Below are 17,237 nucleotides of genomic sequence, written 5' to 3'. Positions count from 1 at the left end.
CTAAATATCATAAGGGAAGGCATTCCCTATTTCTATACAATTCAGAAATCTTTTATGCATTTACACAAGATATTTTACGCTCTCAGAATCAGAATTACGACAACAAGCTCAAGAGGCTATTAAGGGACTAATCGTCCGGTTAAGTGGGTGGTCTGATCAGTCGGGGGACTTATTGGATATTATTGATGTATTAATGCAGGTCGATAAAAAAATTACTACGACTAAGAACCCAGAAGCCTTAGTCAATCGCCTAGTAAACTATATTCGTAGTGTAGCCATTAAGGGACGGTTACACTTTCCAGATGAAGAAGAAAAGCTAATGATCGACTTAGGAATAATCGGGCAAAAGGCCGGATTGAACGGGGCCTATATGGCTGATTTCTCTGACAAGTCACAGTTCTATGGCATGCTGGAAGAAGTCCCACAACATTAATACCGGCCAGGGGGTTGAGGGCTACCGGTCGTGTAATTGCTGATTGGTGTTCCGAAAGCGTCCTCCGATTGTGATGCTGATTAAAGCGTAAGTAAGACCAGCTTATCGTATAAATTAAAAGGAACACCTCAGGCTGTGATAGTCCACTTAAGGTTGACAGGGACTAATACAGGAAAACTGAAAGTGTTCCTTTTGTTTTAGGATAACCAGCGCGCTAAATAGCCGGTTGCCATTGAACTGGTTCTATTCACTGTGCGTCAATTTCAATCGCTTTAAATCAGCTGTTTTAGTTACATTGAGTAGTTTCTGGCAGTCTGGGCATAATCCATAGACTTCCATATTGTGACCCGTAACCAAGTACCCAGAGAGTTCCGCCGCCTTGGCTTCGACACTGCGGAGGTCGGGTTCGAAAACGTCAGTAATTTTACCACAATTCTCACAAACGACGTGATAATGTGGTCGACCGAAAAAGTCATAGTGGGTGCCAGCATCGCCATTTTGTAATTCAATTACGATTCCTAAGTCGACAAAAAGTTTTAACGTATTGTAAACCGTTGCCAAGCTCAGGTTAGGTAATTGAGTTGCTAATTCCTGATAGATGGTTTCGACGGATGGATGATTATGGTGAGTAATCAAATAATTAAGAATGATTTGCCGTTGCGGCGTTACACGGATTTTATGGTCCTTTAATTGCTGCAAGGCTTGGGTCAACATATCTTCTGCCACAACGCGGTTCCTCCTTTTATCATATTCACCCTTATTAAACCACACTTTTTAGAAGGATTCCAATTTAGAAACATTACTAGATAAAACTTTTGACAAAATTAATTAACGAAATAGCTGAAAAGGCTTTACTGGGGCTGAAGACGTGAGTAAACTAACGATAATTAAGTGCGTGTTGATGGGGGTGGCAAAATGACACAATTAATTGTACCAGCATTACCGGTTGAGCGGGTCCAATACGAACGCGCATATGTACTTGGCCTTGAAGCAATGATGAAAGTTATCCGGCAACTTACGACTACGGAAAAAGGACGACAGGTACCCACTAATCAGTTCCCAGTATTTGCGGCGAGCTATGATGTTCCCCAAGCGTTGGCCCAAGTTGCAGTCCTAAAAGCCGCTACTACTCGGTTGAAGGTTCGACCGATTCAGTTGACCGTGACCCGGCAGTACGTGACGTTACGATTCCAATTACAAGCAGCCGCTGGACAACCAGTCTGGGTGCCGTCCGCCGGGGCACTATGGCGCCTATATGATGGCTTTTTAAGTAATTTAGTGGGGATCCCTTTCCAGCACCTAGCAAATATTCAGATTGGCTTACAGCGCGTTACTGGACCGCTGACAGTGACTACGCCGATACGCCCTAGTTTTCAAAATTATGATGTTCGACTGACCCCAAGTGGGCAAACTGGTTGCCTAGTGAAAGTTCACAAAGCACCAGCAATATTGGCACGACGGGCACCGATATACCAGTTAAGTCATTACTCGGAAACGATTCGGCCGGATGACTAGTCGTCATTAGCTGGATGATTCTAAATAATCCATAATCACACTGATAGCCAGATTAACAGCGGCCACAAAAAATCCCAAGCTCATTTAGCTTGGGATTTTTTGTGGCCGGTATTTAAGGCCTATCAATTGACTTAATTATGCTTGGTGGCGCAACGTCACATTATCAGTTGTGGCTACTTGAGCATCTGCTTGTGCCCACACTAGCAGTTGAGCTTGAATGTTTTCCAGGATTTTCATGGATAACTGGTAGTCACGTTCGGACCCGGTGCTATTGAAGCTCAATGTACAGGTTCCGGCAAACGTGCTGGCGGCAATTTCCATAACGGGTGAGCACTGGAAGGCACCCGAGAAGACGCAATTGACAACCGTCAAGTCATGAAATTTAAGCCGTTCCTGGTCGACGACACCAAAGTTGGTATACCGGAGCGCAGGCTGTGGTAACCAGCGTTTGGTCATTTTACGCATGACCGTAATTGGCATTGTATGGTTCATTTTCTGTAAATTGCTAAGTCGATAAAGGAAGGCGACCCGCGTACGCTCGACCGTTAACAAGTCGTGGACTTGATTGACGAGCTCACTAAAAGGTGCATCAATATCTACCTTGATTGTCAGAAAAACATTGACGGTTAAATTAGCGATTTGGGTGACGTTCGCATCTTCAGTCGTGAAGCGGCGCAGGTCGATTGGGCACGGCAATGTCACGGTTGTATGACCAGTTAAAACTTGGAGTGCTTTAGCGTATGCCGCCAAAATGGCCTCGCTAATACCGACGTCTTGGGCCTTAGCCACTCGTCGGACGCGCATGAATTGCGTGCTACTGAGCATTACGTGACCACCGTGCCGCAAGTTAATTCCCGGATAATGGGGTAGTTTAACCATACCGGTAACAATGGGTGCATGACCGTGTGGCCGTGCAAATTGACGTTGCAACTTAGTGATAACTGGGCGTAGTCGCCGTTCATTATGCAAATTCGTGAGATCGGCATAATTGTAGGCTTGTGCGAGCAGGTACAGATATTCTTTAAACCCACGATTGTCCGTTAGTAGGTGGCTCATAAAGGCTTGTAAGACATCGTAGTCACCGTGATGAATGACAAATAACCGTAGTTGCGGACTATTCGTAAAATCAAAATCAGTGTTTTCAGGACTATACGGGCTTTGAACTTCCTGAATAACTTGGTTGACTGGTTGATCAGTAACAACGAAACGATTACGGTCAGCTTGATAATGACCGAAAATCTCGGGTACGATTTGTGCGGAAGCGAGCACGGCAGCCTTTAAGCGTTCCACGTCGATCTGACTGGAAAAAACGATTCGCGAACGCATTAATGGCGCGGCACCTGTAGTATGTAGCATATTCAAAAAGTCAAGTGCTTCACCACGATAATACACGATTAACCCCCCAATCAATTTCTCTAATCAATAGTATAGCAGACTCTATTCATCACACTAACAATGGACGTTTGGTTTTGAAAAAAGTTAAGAAACATTTGTGAAAGTTTATTAATCCTGTGATGGCGATACAGCACTGCCTCGATTATTATGTCTGGTAGTTATTTCTATGAGCAAGAAATAATCTGGCCTGCTAATGAATGCCTCACCTCGTTTAAAATTAGACTTAAGATAATGGCAGTTACGCGGATGGGGACTGGAATTGCTAAACTGACTGAATATTCAGCAGTTAAGATTAAAATTTTGATGAAAGCAGCTGATTTTTTGTAACCGGTTCCGACTATTTACCAAAAAAGGGGTATACTAAAAGTAATTACAACTTAAAGGAGTTTTTCACACGATGAAGATTATCGCACTCGTCGGTAGCATTCGACGTTCCTCATATAATCGTAAGTTAGCAACGTTTGTTCAGAAACGGTATGCCGATCAACTGGATGTCACGATTCCTAACTTGGGCGCGTTGCCTTTTTATGATCAGGATATCGAGCTAGAAGCCCCCGCAGAGGTGCAAGCCTTTAAGCAGACGGTCATGGACGCGGATGGCGTCATTTTTGTGACACCGGAATATAACCATAGTGTTCCAGGTGTCTTGGAAAATGCGATTGATTGGCTATCGCGTGTTGAACGACCGTTAATTGGGAAACCAGCTATGATTTTAGGGGCCACAATGGGACCCTTAGGGACAGTGCGAGCGCAGAGTCATTTACGGCAAGTTTTAGATTCACCCGGAGTTGGGATGCAGATTCTGCCTGGAAATGAATTCTTGTTGAGCGCGGTGCAGGACAAGATGAATGCCGATGGGGACCTTACGGACAATAAGGTCGTTGAGTGGTTAGACCATTGTGTGGCTGACTACCTTAAGTTTGCTCACCAGTTAGCCGCAAACGACTAATTCGGATAAAATAATTGATAAGGGGAAGTTTCAGATGAACAAAGAACGTAAGTTGATTTATGTTATTTTGAATGACGAAGATGTGGAATATGATCTTGAAGAATTACCAGATCAATATGTGGTCTATATTCGCCAACAAGCCGGGGATTCACGCGACTTGTCGTTAGTTAATACTGAGATTCAGAACCTGTTTAAGGATGCCGAATTGGACTTTGAAGAAAAGATCAAGCCTGAAAATCGGAAGGCTGACATTGTGCTAGCTGTTAAGCGCAGTACGGTGGCAGATGACTAATAAACAAGCGTAAACAATAGTTGTAGCGGATTGATGTTTTGCCGTTACGACTATTTTTTTGTAAGATCAAATTATTGGTCTCAACATTAACCAATTCATGTGAGGAGGGCTAACAATGACCATTGAGACACTGTATCAGCAGATGTTAGCTGCCATGGGGCCCCGGCACTGGCTCCAAGCCGGAATACCACCTGCCGAGACGCCTTGGGAGATTCTCTGGGGCGGTATTCTCGTTCAGAATACCAACTGGCGCAACGTGGATTACGCACTGGCTAATTTAAAAGCAGCCACTGACTTTGAGCCTCGGCGGTTACTAGCATTGACTGATACTGAACTGACGACTTTAGTCAAACCCGCGGGCTTCTATACGCGCAAAGTTCCAACTTTAAAAGCTTTAGCAGCGTGGTGTGGACAGTATGATTTTGACTTGACCGTGATGCGAGCCTTGCCAGCAGAACAATTGCGGCGTGAACTAATCGCTCTGCGCGGTATTGGCGATGAAACGGCTGACTACTTTAGCATGTACGTTTTTCATCAGCCAACGATCATTATTGACACGTATTTGCGGCGCCTATTCGGCTGGCTTAACCAACCGTTACCGAGCAACTACTTAAAGGCCCAACAACTGATTATGCAGGCGTGGCATTATGATTTAACGACGGCTTGGGAGTGGCACGCACTGATTGTTGATTTCGGTAAACAGGTCAAAACGACGGCTGATTTCGAACGGTCCTTTCTTGCAACGCAACGATTAACACTTGCTTCACAAAGTTTGGCAAACTAATTAAATAAGTTCCTAAATTCAAGTGAACCGCCTTATTTTAATCGGGTTTTATTGACCGACTTAATAGGGGCGGCTATTATTATGTTTATAAAAGAAAGCGCTTTTATGGTTAAGGACGTTACTTGATTGGTTAGGAGGGCCTGACAGTTGGTCACTGGATGGATTGGCAATTATTAGTGATTTTATAACAACCAGTGTCCGAAATTAGTTTGTTAACAACGCGATTATTGATTAGTCAAAGGGGGAGAATCGCTATGAAGCAAGTGCATTTATTAACGCCGGTTGCAGGACAGTTAGTGCCACTCGAATCGGTTCACGATCCGGTGTTTTCACAAGGGATGATGGGGCAAGGATTCGGTATTGAACCGACAGATGGCCAGGTCGTTGCACCAATCAGTGGTAAAGTAACGATGGTTGCAGCGAGTCTGCACGCGATTGGCTTTACGGGGAACAATGGTCTGGAAGTGTTGGTTCATCTTGGTATCGATACGGTCGAACTAGCAGATCGGCCACCGTTTAAAGTTAACGTGCAAGTTGGTGATACGGTCGAGGCCGGCGAAAAAGTGGCCATGATGGATTTAGCGGCGATTACTAGTGCGAACAAGGATACCACGGTAATCATGGCCGTAACGAATACGGCGGATATGGTTACCAAACTAACGCCCGAACTGGGTGAAGTCCGTGCCGGGGTCGTCGGTGCTGTTGTTGAATTGAAAGAACACGTTGCCGAAGCACCGGTGGTTAAGGGTAAGGGCGGCAAGTACGATGAATTGGCGACTCAAATCATTGCTCAAGTTGGTGGACCGGTAAATGTGAAAAGCGTGATTCACTGCATTACCCGGGTTCGATTTTACTTAAAGGACGAAGGGCAGGCCAATGACGAGGCAATCCGAAACCTAAAGGGCGTTATCGATGTTGCAAAGGCAGGTGGTCAGTACCAGGTGGTGATTGGGCCAGCGGTGACCGACGTGTATGATGCAATCGTGGGTCAACTAGGCGCAGGCTTTGGGGATGCTGACGCTTCGGCTGTTGCGATGGAGAAGGAAGCGAACCGGTTAGCGTGGCAGAAAATGACGCCGTGGCAGAAGGTCAAACACGGTTTTAGCAGCTTGATTGGTGTTATTACGGGGTCCATGATTCCAGTGATTGGGTTGTTGGCAGCTTCTGGGATCTTAAAGGGGATTTTGTCGTTACTAAAGAACTTCAACCTCGTCTCTGCGACAACGCCGACCTACGTGATTATTAATGCGATGGGTGATTCCGTCTTCTACTTCTTACCGATATTTGTTGGTTTCACCGCAGCCAAGAAGTTAGGGGCTGATCCGGTTATCATGGGAATTATTGGTGGGGTCTTAACATACCCAGCAATTGTTAGTATGGCAACAACCGGAAAGGTTACGGGTCACTTATTGGGAATGGCAATCAATGCGAACTTCTTTGGCATTCCGGTTCACGTTGCCTCCTATACCTACTCGATTTTCCCGATGATTGCGGGGGCGTGGTTAGCAAGTAAGTTGGAACCATGGCTCAAGCGGGTCATCCCGACAGTCTTACGGATGATCTTCGTACCGTTGTTTGAAGTTGTGATTATTTCTGGAGCCATCATTATCATCCTCGGGCCAATCATTACAGCTTTGTCTGGCGCATTGGCCGCAGGAATTGTGGCGATTTACAAACTCAGTCCAGCCATCTCTGGCTTAATTATCGGTGGCTTCTACCAAGTGCTCGTTATCTTCGGGTTACACTGGGCGATTATTCCAATTGTTGTCAACGATATTACGACAACTGGACACAGTTACTTGAATGCCATTGTTTCCGCAACGATGGTTGCCCAAGGTGGTGCGGTCTTAGCAATTGCGCTGAAGTCTAAGTTTGCTAATATTAAAGAACTCGCTTGGCCAGCAACAATCTCAGCCTTCTGTGGGGTCACTGAACCTGCAATGTACGGGATCAATCTGAAATACGGCCGGGCATTCATTACCGCAAGTATCGGTGGTGCTGTCGGCGGTTTCTTGACCGGACTGTTTAACGTTAACATGTGGGGCTTCGCCGGATCATTGATCGGTGTGACCTCCTTCATCAATCCTAAGGGGCTTGATTTTAGTTTCTACGGTTTCTTGATTGCCTCTGCTATCGACTTGATTGTCGCCTTTACGTTAACGTGGATGTTTGGCTTTTCCGATAATGATGTCAAAAACGTTAAGAAGGCGCCTGAAAAGAAGCACCTTGGTCAACAGGTTGCAAATTAGGGCTTAACTATTTTTAGAAAAGCATTTCTTAGGGCTGCTCTTGTAATGAGGGTAGCCCTTTCTGTGTATTTAATTTTAACGATGTAGCGACGAAATGTTTCCGAATTAATGGCGGCAATGGGTGACGTTAATATCATAAGCGGCCGCTTTATTTGACAAATATATCGATATTTAGTTAAATGTAACTAATAAAGTTACATGAAAGGGCGAGTTAAATTGAAATATGCGATTACAGGTGCCACTGGTCATTTAGGACAACAGATTGTTGCCGCGATGAGACCGTTAGTCGCCACCACTGAATTATATTTAGGGGTCCATACACTCAGTAAGGCCCAGGTATACCAACAACAAGGTTTGCATGTTGCGGCTATTGATTACCAGCAGCCAGAGCAGTTACGCGCATTTTTCCAAGACAGTGATGTCCTGATCTATATTCCTAGTAAAAGTCATGATAGTTATTCGCGGGTCCAAGAATTTGAGAACGTCTTAGCAGCAGTCCAACAGGCGAATGTGCATCATTTCCTAGTCATGGGTTTCATTGCCGATCAGGTGAATAATCCATTTGCATTATCAGCATTTTATGGTTACGTGCCCCGGCGATTAGCTGGAAGTGATATTAACTATACGATTGTCCGGAATGCGCTTTACGCGGATCCGTTAGTGCCATATTTGCCAGAATTAATTGAACGGCACAACGTCGTTTATCCAATGGCTGATCAGGCTCTCAGCTTCATCAGTCAGGCAGATAGTGCGGCCGCTTTTGCTAAAGTCGCCACAACGCCTGATTTATTACAACGTGGTCGAATCTATACGTTAACACAGTCCCGAGCTTACACGATGCCGGAACTCGCTACTGTGCTTAGTCAGGTGAGCGGGCAACCAATCGGGTATCGACCAGTGTCCTTGCAAGCCTTCAGCGATATGTACAATCAGAATGGTGAGGGGCCAATGTTGGCCTCGATGTATGCCGGTGGCGCCCGCGGACTATTAGCCACAGTAAGTGATGATTATCAGCTGATTATGGATCGTCCCGCCCAGTCATTGCTGGATTACTTACAAACAAATTATCAGAAAAGTTAATTAATCACGGAAAATTCCAAGCGAGTTAATGGTCGCGACGAAATTCCATGCTATAATTTATATCAATAGCAACTTTGGAAAGGAGTCGCCAGTATGACTAACGGGACGCGTGCAGATTTACGTGAGCTTTTTCATAAAGGACAATTAACTATTGGCATTAGTGAACTAAGCAGAATGACTGGTGTCTCGCCACGACAACTACGGTATTGGCAAAAAAAGGGGTACATTATTCCTAAGAACGAGGATGAGCCGGGCCAGGCTCGCGTGTATACAATGAAAATGGTTATCAAGGCAGCCGCGATGAGTAATTTATTGCAGACTGGTTATACCTTGAAGGCGGCGGCCGCTCAGGTGGATGAGCGGATGCGACCAGCCCAAACAATCTATCATCTGCTTGCCGATCGTTACCAAGGATATGAAGTGGCGGATAATGGTCAGATCCTTGTCGACTTGGGACCATTTGATCCTCAGCCTGACCAGGAACTATTTGTCAAACTCGTGGGGGATAAAGTTAAGTTTGAATTGAAGGATAATTCGAGACCAGATAGTTAGGCACCATTTGATAATGAGAGTTAATACTAGACTGTTCTGAGGAATATTGTAATTGGATAGTCTTAGCAGCGTGATTTCAGGATAATGAAATCACGCTGCTTTTTTATGATTGATATCAATAGTTAATTAATTCAGTAAATGATTTGTCTTCCTGTAAGATAACGCGCAAAATCGGGGTAATATTAGTCACAATAGGATTCGAGATTAAACTTCTAAAGCAATCTTCAAGTATATGGCCGACAGCACAAAGAATAATAACTTATGAAAGGTACACTAGCTACAAGTGTACTTTTATGAGCTTAAATAATGTATACGGTTACATTATCATATGAATTGTAAAAGTTAGGGAGTGATAAATTTGGCGCCGAATAGTTCACCAGCAACTCTTACACGAATGATTATTGAGTTGATATTGTCAAAAAGGATAGTTCACTATCAAGATATTATGGAGTATACGGGCACATCTCGTAAGACGATTGCTAAGTATCTGAATGAGGTGGAAAAGGTAGTCAACCAACAAGGTGTACACCTTGTTAGGAAAAGAGGACAGGGTATTCGTTTTAGTGGTAATACGAAGGGACTGTTGGCTGAGTTTCCGATACTGAAGGATAATAGCCAAAGTGAGCAAGAACGCAGAATTAGCATTATGACATTCTTGACACAGCAATCTAAACCAGTGTTATTAGATGATATTGCTGACCACTTCTTTATTAGTCGTAGTACGTTGGAACGTGATTTAAATGTTTTAAAAATGGATTATGGGTTGAAGCTGACGGCCACTACAGAAGGCGTTAAATTCAACAGTTCGGAGAGTGATGTTCGTCGAGTGATTGGTCAGCTATTACAGTCATATTGGGGACAAGAGATTAAGCAAAATCAACAGACTGGCAAAATGACACGCACATTTAAAGTGCCACAGTCCCTGAAACGATATGTCAATAAACAAACCTTAAATCAGATGCAAAAAGTCCTGAATAAATTTGTGAAGATTTTAAAAGTTGATGTAAATGAATATCAATATGAGTCTTTACTGATCCATACAACTATTGCGATTCAGCGAATTAAGAATGGCGAGTTTATTACTCAAACGACGACACAGAATTTTGACACTATGGCAATATCTCCGAGTACCAACAAATTAGTTAAAATGCTTATCGTGGCCTTCAAGTGTGAAATTCCCGATGAAGAAGTTGCTTATTTAAATATGCATGTCGCGGCCATTGAGGATGGGTACATTGATCTGGATAGAAGTGGCTTAGTTGAACGAACGATAGTCGACTGGCTACGTAGCGTGCTAACGGATTATGATAATCAATTATTACGTAATCTAACGCTACACTTACGTCCGGCGCTGGTTCGCATTAAAAATGGCATTAGTATTACGAATCCGTATTGTAATCAAGTTAAAACGTATTTTCCCGTCGCTTTTGATCAAGCACTAGCATTAGCGATGGCGATTGAAAAGCAATACCATTTACAGCTAACTGAGGATGAAATTGCATACTTAGCACTGCACTTTGAATCGTTCATTGAGCGCCGAAAGGTCTTAAAACCAGATGTTGAGCTTGCAATTGTATGCAGCACTGGTTATGGTACGGCGGAGTTACTAAAGCAACGTGTCATGGACAAACTACCGGATGTTCAGATTGTTGGCACTTTGTCTGTGAATGAGTTGATGACTTCAACAGTGACTGCAGACATTATTATTTCGACTATCCCGTTAAAGATGAGCGGTACGAGGGTTATTCAAGTCAGTCCGTTTTTGAATGACCAAGAACTCAACTTATTGGAAAAGTTAAGTCAAGATATTCGTCAAGAAAAGTATACGCGGAACGCATTTGTTAAATTATTAAGTCCAAACGGTATTATCACAAATTCAAAGGCAACTGAAAAAAAGATGGCGATTATTCAACTAACTGATCGGCTAGAAAAGTATGGGTATGTTGATAATCAAATGCAAAATTCAGCGTTAGCACGTGAACAAGTTGCATCCACCATTATCGATAAATTTGCAATTCCCCATGGTGATATCGACCATGTTTTGCAACCAACGATTGGAATCATGACGTCGAAAAAGGGAATTAAATGGGATCACGAAAATGTCCATGTTGTATTTTTCGTAGCCCTGAATCGCACGGTTGAAACACAAATGGATGATATTTACAGTTATTTCTATAATTTGATTCAAGATGGGCAGCGAATGACGGCCTTAATAAAGGCTCAAAATGCTCAAGAAATTATTGATACATTAGCACAGCAGTGAAGGGGAAATGCAAATATGACAGAAATTTTTAAACAGAAGTATATTTTTTTAAAAGAACATTTTAGAACACGTGAGGATGTTTTTAGCTTTATTGCACATAAAGCAATTGAACTTGGCTTTGCAGATAACGAAGATGCAGTTTTGAAAGCGCTGTATCAACGAGAAAAAGAAGCTTCAACAGGAATGCAGGACGGTATAGCGATTCCTCATGCAATCTCAGAATATCTGCGGCAACCTGCTGTACTATTCATTCGCTCTACAACAAGCATTCAAGATTGGCCGACATTTGATGACCAACCAGTTAATCAGGTAATTGCTATGCTAGTTCCAAAAAATAGTGAGCAGGCACACTTACAGATTCTAGCTAACTTTGCGAGTGCATTAGTGGATGACCGTGAGCGTCAAGCATTACTTGAAAGTCAAACAGTTCAGGATGTTTACACTGTATTAACCAATAGTTCGGAAAAAATTTTATAAAAAGAGGATGACTGATATGGATTTTGTTGCAATTACATCATGCCCAGCAGGGTTAGCACATACACCAATGGCGGCGAAAGCGCTAGAAAAAGCAGCGCAGGAACTAGGTTTACAAGCTAAAGTAGAACAACAGGGTGCAATGGGACTTAAAAATGAAATTACAGTTGAAGAGGCGAAAAGCGCAAAGTTTTTATTGATTGGTTCGGATCAAAAAATTGAAAAGATGGATCGATTTGAAGGGATTCCAGCAGTTCGAGTTGATATTAATATGTGTATTAAAAAGCCGAAAGCTGTTATTGATAAGGTCAGCAAAGCGGTTGCTGCTCGTGTTAAATAAAATGAACTTAATGAAGAATGGAGGAGTGAGTTATGAAGAAAATATTGGCTGAGTGGAAGGGCTACTTAATGTCTGGTATTTCATATATGTTACCGGTTGTTATTGGCGGGTCCCTCGTAGTTGCAGTTCCTAAGTTGATAGGTCTATGTTTTGGAATTACAAGTTTTGATGCGTATAAAACTGGTTTTTGGTTTTATATGGGACAAATTGAAGCCGTTGGTTGGATTGGTGTTGGCTTAGTTAATTTAGTTTTGGCCGGTTACATTGCATATGCTATTGGCGATAAGCCAGCTTTAGCCGCCGGGTTCATTGGGGGCTCATTAGCATCTAGTTCTAATATGGGATTTTTAGGAGCCTTGGTTGCTGGGTTTGCAGCTGGTTATACTGCACGTTGGTGTCACAATAAGTTACATGTTGGTGAAAAGTTCGAATCTATTATGCCATTAGTTGTTGTACCGCTGCTATCTACAATGGTTGTGGCAATATTGATGGGAGTCATTTTGAAGCAACCGCTGACTTGGATTAATGTATCACTTGTTGCCTGGATTAAACAAATGAGTACAAGCGGTGTAAGTGCTATTACCTTAGCAGTTATCATGGGCGCTATGATTGGTTCTGACTTAGGCGGTCCTGTTAATAAGGCTGCATGGATGGCAGGAAACGTTTTATTAGCTGAAAAGATTTACACCCCTGCAATGATCGTTAATGTGGCTATTGCTGGTATTCCCTTAGGATATGCATTTGCGACGACTTTCTTTAAGCATCGTTTTTCTGATGAATTACTTGATGCTGGACGAAGCGACTGGTTCATGGGATTTATTGGAATAACAGAAGGTGCTATTCCGTTTACATTAGTTAACCCGTTGAAATTAATTCCAATTAATATGATTGCTGGTGCTGCTGGTTCGGCGACTACGATTTTACTTGGGGCTCAGGCTAAGATTCCTCCTGTTGGTGGGGTTTATGGATTTGTCACCATTACGAATGGTTGGGCCTATTTAATCGGTCTAATTGTTTGCGCTGCGATTATCGGTGTACTGGCACCATTGGCTGTGGACTTTAACCAAACACAGAGCGAAGAACAAGTCACTGATGATAATGAGGACGACATTAACATTAATTTTGAAGCTTAGATTGACTAAAACGAGCCGCATAATGGTTAAAGAGCCGTAGTGCGGCTTTTGTTACCTAAAATAACAGGGAGCGATACATTTATGACAAAAGCACATTTTGTAAATCATACTCATTGGGATCGAGAATGGTATTTTACAACTGAGGACGCACAGGTGCTAAGTGATCAGCTGTTCTCAAATGTTTTGAAGGAGTTAGAAACGCATCCTGAAGCTAATTTTACTTTAGACGGACAGACATCAATACTAGATGAGTATGTTGAAATGCATCCCGAAGATGTTATCCGGATAAAGAAATTAATTAACCGTAATCAATTATTTGTTGGACCATGGTATACACAGACTGATGCGATGATACCTGATGCAGAATCAATTATTCGTAACTTAGTTATTGGCATCAACGATACCAAACAAAAGTATGGGCAACCAATGATGATTGGCTATTTGCCAGATACTTTTGGATTTAATTCGCAATTGCCAATGCTCTTAAATCAAGTTGGCATTAATGACTTTATTTTTTGGCGGGGCACTAATTTTAAGCGACAAATGGACTCTGTTTATTTTAAATGGCACAGTCTAGGTCATAGTCAAGTCTATGCTGCTAATTTTCCGTTAGGTTACTATACTGGTCAAATCGCATTGGATTCGAAGAAAAACTTACAAGAGTTCGTTGCAAACCGTCTAGATCCAGGAATTGATTTTGAAAGTCAACAGGGTCAAAATAATTCGGTCCTAGTGCCTTCGGGAATCGATCAAATGAATATTATTCATAACGTATCTGAGACTATTAGTAAGATAAATAAATATAGTCATAATCAGATTGTGATCAGCAATTATCCGAAGTTTATGCGAACATTACGACAACGCAACGATTTACCGGATTATCAAGGCGAGTTGCGGTATCCAACTTATGCTAGAGTTCATCGGACAATTGGTTCAGTACGTTCGCGCATTAAACGGCAGAATTTCAAACTCGAACAGCAAATATTACGACGTGTTGAGCCACTGATGGTCATCGCCAAAAGATGTGGTATCGATGTGTCTAAGGGTCTTATTTTGAAACTTTGGAAAAAGTTGCTAGAATGTCAACCGCATGACAGTTTGGGTGGCAGTGTTTCTGATAATGTTGCTATTGATATTGACCATCGATTCAAACAAGGTTTTGAAATTGCAGACGGTATCGAAAACTATATCAAGAAAAGAATCGCACAACGGTTGAAACTGGATGCCAATCAGGTGCTAGTATTCAATACTGATCCACGCCCATTCAATGGATATAAGAAAATCCGTTTCTTAACATCATCGAAAAACATTATGTTTGATGAAAAATATCAAGCAACTATTTTAAGTGCAAATTATGTGGCTAAGCGAGAAAATATCATGCAACAAACGGCTAAAGGCTTTGAATTTAAAGACGAGCCTGGTTACTATGAATTACAAGTACAAGTTGCAGTCCAGTTTGATGGGTTGGGCTACCAAGTAATTGACTTTAAGGATGGTGCAGAAGCTTTGCCAGAATTACAGTCTGAGCAACAAACGGCTATCCAAAATGAAAGTTGGAAAGTGAATTATGTCGATGGCAACTTTCAGGCAACTACTAATGGGAAAACTTACAAAAACATCATTAGTATTGTAGATTCGGGTAATGATGGTGATACGTACGATTATTCACCGCTTCGAGGCGACAAAGAGGTTGACTTGCCTTTAGCCGGCGTTGTAGCCATTTATGTTGGAGCTGGAAGGCAAGAACTGCGATTAAGCGGCAAGTGGCAGTTACCAGAAGGCTTGGCTGACAGGATTAGTCACGAACCAAAGCTGCACGATGTCGCATTTGAATTAACGTTGACTTTAACTGATGGTGACAATGTATTGGCAGGTCGTTTAACTGTCGATAATCAGGTTCTAGATCATCGATTACGGTTAAAAATTAATACAGCAATTGAAAGTGACACTGCAGTTGCGCAAGTTCAAGGCGGCTTTCAAAGAACACGTAATTTACCAATTGCGGAAAATTGGGAAGAAGAATTTGTTGAAAAACCGGTTAACCTTTATAACTTTGATAAAATTGTCGGGATGCAAGGGGCTAGCGATGGCCTGTATTTAATTGCTAAAGGAATGAAGGAATACGAGTTAGGAAAGAAAGCATTTTATGTCACATTAATGGCAACCACTGGTCAACTTGGTAAGCCTAATTTACTGTGGCGACCAGGTCGTGCTTCAGGCGATACAACTAGTATTGGACATCAGATGACACCAACGCCGTTGGCCGAAGAATTAGGAGCAAATACATTTGAGTTTGGGTTAGTTTCCACGTCTCAATTGAATGAAAATAAATTGGCAATAATTGCTGAAAAGTGGTTAGCACCCGATGTTAGTTATCAATTACAAAAATTGAATTTATTTGTAAATCGATTAGACAATAAAATTTGGGATGTTGAATTTGATGATTCATTACCAACTATCTCAGAGTGCGAGTCATTTTTGAAACTCGATCCACATGTCACAATTAGCGCGTTGTATCCGGCCTATACTGTGCCAAATAGTTTTGTTATCCGTTTGGCAAATGAATCTGGTGTGGCTGCTGATTTGACCCCCTTGTTAAAACAACATTTCATTCAGGTAAATGCTCTGGAAGAGGCTCAACCATGTTCGGAACAATTAGTGATTCAGCCTTATGATATGGTTACCTTGCTCATACACAATCAGGGGGCATAGCTCATGCGTTTGGGAAGTATTGAAGCTGGAGGGACTAAGTTCATTTTAGCAATTACTGATGAGCACTACCGTATCTTGAAGCGACAACGAGTAGCGACCACAAAGCCAAATGAAACGCTGGCAGCCTGTGTTTCATTTTTTAAGAAAAATCCAGTCGATGCGTTGGGAATCGGGAGTTTCGGCCCAGCCGATATTAAGGTGGATTCACCGACATATGGTCAGATTTTAAATACACCAAAAGCTGGTTGGTCTCATACGGATGTTGTACAGATGTTGAGGGCAGCTTTGAAAATTCCAATTACTTTTACAACGGACGTAAATGCTTCGGCTTATGGTGAATATATGATTGGACAAGGACAAGCAGTGCGTTCACTAGTATACTTTACTATTGGGACAGGCATTGGTGGCGGTGTTATCCAAGATAATCATTTCATAGGTGGTATGTCTCATCTTGAAATGGGACATACAATGGTCATACCTATGTCAGGCGATAACTTCAAGGGTGTCTGTCCATATCATCAAAATCGGTGCTTTGAAGGCATGGCTTCAGGACCCGCAATTGAGGCTCGAACTGGCAAACCGGGGGAACAATTGAAGCGAACCAATGAAGTATTTAAGTTGATCAGTTATTATATTGCACAGCTGGTCTTTGATGCATATCTTAATTTCATGCCTGAAAGAATTGTTATTGGTGGCTCAGTAGTAAGCGAAACTGAACTTCCAGTGATTAGAAGAGACGTTGAGCAGCTTAATAACAATTATGTTGAATTACCGAACTTAGATCATTTGATTGTTTTAACGGGAATTGCTAATAATGGTTCTGCAACGATTGGTAATGTCGCCCTGGCCAAAAATTTGATATTTTAGGTAAAAAGAGTCGATAACAAGTAACGTTATCGGTTCTTTTACTTTACTATGAATGAAAAATGGTCTGGAATACTTATTTATGACTTGATTCATGCTACAGTAGAATCTATAAGGATGACGAATTGTCAAATCAAGCGCAACTTTGTCCCGAAGAAAACTTCAAATGGACTCTTCCAGCCTAAGACCTTACGTGGTCGGT

16 protein-coding genes are annotated in these 17,237 nt (G+C 42.3%); 14 read left to right on the top strand and 2 right to left on the bottom strand.

Features of this window, described 5'->3' with window-relative positions; genetic code table 11:
- Positions 1-58 precede the first annotated feature (58 nt).
- Entirely contained in the window at positions 59-433 is a 375-nt protein-coding gene (locus tag ACOV1R_RS13865) for a bacteriocin immunity protein (protein WP_027822534.1), read from the top strand.
- 243 nt (positions 434-676) lie between these two features.
- On the opposite strand, the gene ACOV1R_RS13860 is transcribed toward ACOV1R_RS13865, so the two are convergent.
- The gene (locus ACOV1R_RS13860; protein ID WP_003643467.1) at positions 677-1,159 is read right to left on the bottom strand and encodes a Fur family transcriptional regulator; all 483 of its coding nucleotides are present in this window, start codon (positions 1,157-1,159) and stop codon (positions 677-679) included.
- Positions 1,160-1,348: 189 nt separating this feature from the next.
- Between ACOV1R_RS13860 and ACOV1R_RS13855 the strand changes: the two genes are divergently transcribed.
- A complete protein-coding gene (locus ACOV1R_RS13855) occupies positions 1,349-1,948 on the top strand; it encodes a hypothetical protein (RefSeq protein ID WP_011102092.1) in 600 nt (199 codons plus the stop codon).
- Positions 1,949-2,083: 135 nt separating this feature from the next.
- On the opposite strand, the gene ACOV1R_RS13850 is transcribed toward ACOV1R_RS13855, so the two are convergent.
- Positions 2,084-3,358 (bottom strand): hypothetical protein, encoded by a 1,275-nt coding sequence (locus tag ACOV1R_RS13850; protein ID WP_015381002.1) that lies wholly within the window; start codon positions 3,356-3,358, stop codon positions 2,084-2,086.
- 382 nt (positions 3,359-3,740) lie between these two features.
- On the opposite strand from ACOV1R_RS13850, the gene ACOV1R_RS13845 reads away from it, so the two are divergent.
- The 12 genes from ACOV1R_RS13845 (at position 3,741) to ACOV1R_RS13790 (ending at position 17,038) form a co-directional block, all read left to right on the top strand.
- Entirely contained in the window at positions 3,741-4,292 is a 552-nt protein-coding gene (locus tag ACOV1R_RS13845) for an NADPH-dependent FMN reductase (protein WP_003642469.1), read from the top strand.
- Between the two features lie 34 nt (positions 4,293-4,326).
- On the top strand, positions 4,327-4,584 hold the full coding sequence (locus ACOV1R_RS13840; protein WP_015380998.1) for a hypothetical protein: 258 nt from the start codon (positions 4,327-4,329) through the stop codon (positions 4,582-4,584).
- A 115-nt stretch (positions 4,585-4,699) separates the two neighbouring features.
- Positions 4,700-5,368 (top strand): endonuclease III domain-containing protein, encoded by a 669-nt coding sequence (locus ACOV1R_RS13835; protein WP_015380997.1) that lies wholly within the window; start codon positions 4,700-4,702, stop codon positions 5,366-5,368.
- A 254-nt stretch (positions 5,369-5,622) separates the two neighbouring features.
- Positions 5,623-7,617 carry a glucose PTS transporter subunit IIA gene (locus tag ACOV1R_RS13830; protein WP_087614919.1) on the top strand — a complete coding sequence of 665 codons (1,995 nt, stop codon included), beginning with the start codon at positions 5,623-5,625 and terminating at the stop codon, positions 7,615-7,617.
- A gap of 216 nt (positions 7,618-7,833) precedes the next feature.
- Positions 7,834-8,697 (top strand): SDR family oxidoreductase, encoded by an 864-nt coding sequence (locus ACOV1R_RS13825; RefSeq protein ID WP_003645311.1) that lies wholly within the window; start codon positions 7,834-7,836, stop codon positions 8,695-8,697.
- A 93-nt stretch (positions 8,698-8,790) separates the two neighbouring features.
- On the top strand, positions 8,791-9,249 hold the full coding sequence (locus tag ACOV1R_RS13820) for a MerR family transcriptional regulator (protein ID WP_003642464.1): 459 nt from the start codon (positions 8,791-8,793) through the stop codon (positions 9,247-9,249).
- 646 nt (positions 9,250-9,895) lie between these two features.
- Positions 9,896-11,512, top strand: a complete 1,617-nt coding sequence (locus ACOV1R_RS13815) for a BglG family transcription antiterminator (RefSeq protein ID WP_015380994.1) — start codon at positions 9,896-9,898, stop codon at positions 11,510-11,512.
- A gap of 15 nt (positions 11,513-11,527) precedes the next feature.
- Positions 11,528-11,989 (top strand): PTS sugar transporter subunit IIA, encoded by a 462-nt coding sequence (locus ACOV1R_RS13810; RefSeq protein ID WP_003643463.1) that lies wholly within the window; start codon positions 11,528-11,530, stop codon positions 11,987-11,989.
- Between the two features lie 16 nt (positions 11,990-12,005).
- A complete protein-coding gene (locus ACOV1R_RS13805; protein WP_003642461.1) occupies positions 12,006-12,326 on the top strand; it encodes a PTS fructose transporter subunit IIB in 321 nt (106 codons plus the stop codon).
- Between the two features lie 32 nt (positions 12,327-12,358).
- The gene (locus tag ACOV1R_RS13800) at positions 12,359-13,459 is read left to right on the top strand and encodes a PTS fructose transporter subunit IIC (RefSeq protein WP_003642460.1); all 1,101 of its coding nucleotides are present in this window, start codon (positions 12,359-12,361) and stop codon (positions 13,457-13,459) included.
- Between the two features lie 81 nt (positions 13,460-13,540).
- Positions 13,541-16,171, top strand: a complete 2,631-nt coding sequence (locus ACOV1R_RS13795; RefSeq protein WP_003645314.1) for an alpha-mannosidase — start codon at positions 13,541-13,543, stop codon at positions 16,169-16,171.
- 3 nt (positions 16,172-16,174) lie between these two features.
- Positions 16,175-17,038 carry an ROK family protein gene (locus ACOV1R_RS13790; protein WP_015380991.1) on the top strand — a complete coding sequence of 288 codons (864 nt, stop codon included), beginning with the start codon at positions 16,175-16,177 and terminating at the stop codon, positions 17,036-17,038.
- The last annotated feature ends 199 nt before the right edge of the window (positions 17,039-17,237 follow it).

Origin of the sequence: Lactiplantibacillus sp. YT640 (genome assembly GCF_049745435.1) — a bacterium.
Classification (GTDB): domain Bacteria; phylum Bacillota; class Bacilli; order Lactobacillales; family Lactobacillaceae; genus Lactiplantibacillus; species Lactiplantibacillus plantarum.
This window is presented reverse-complemented; position numbering and strand designations above follow the sequence as displayed.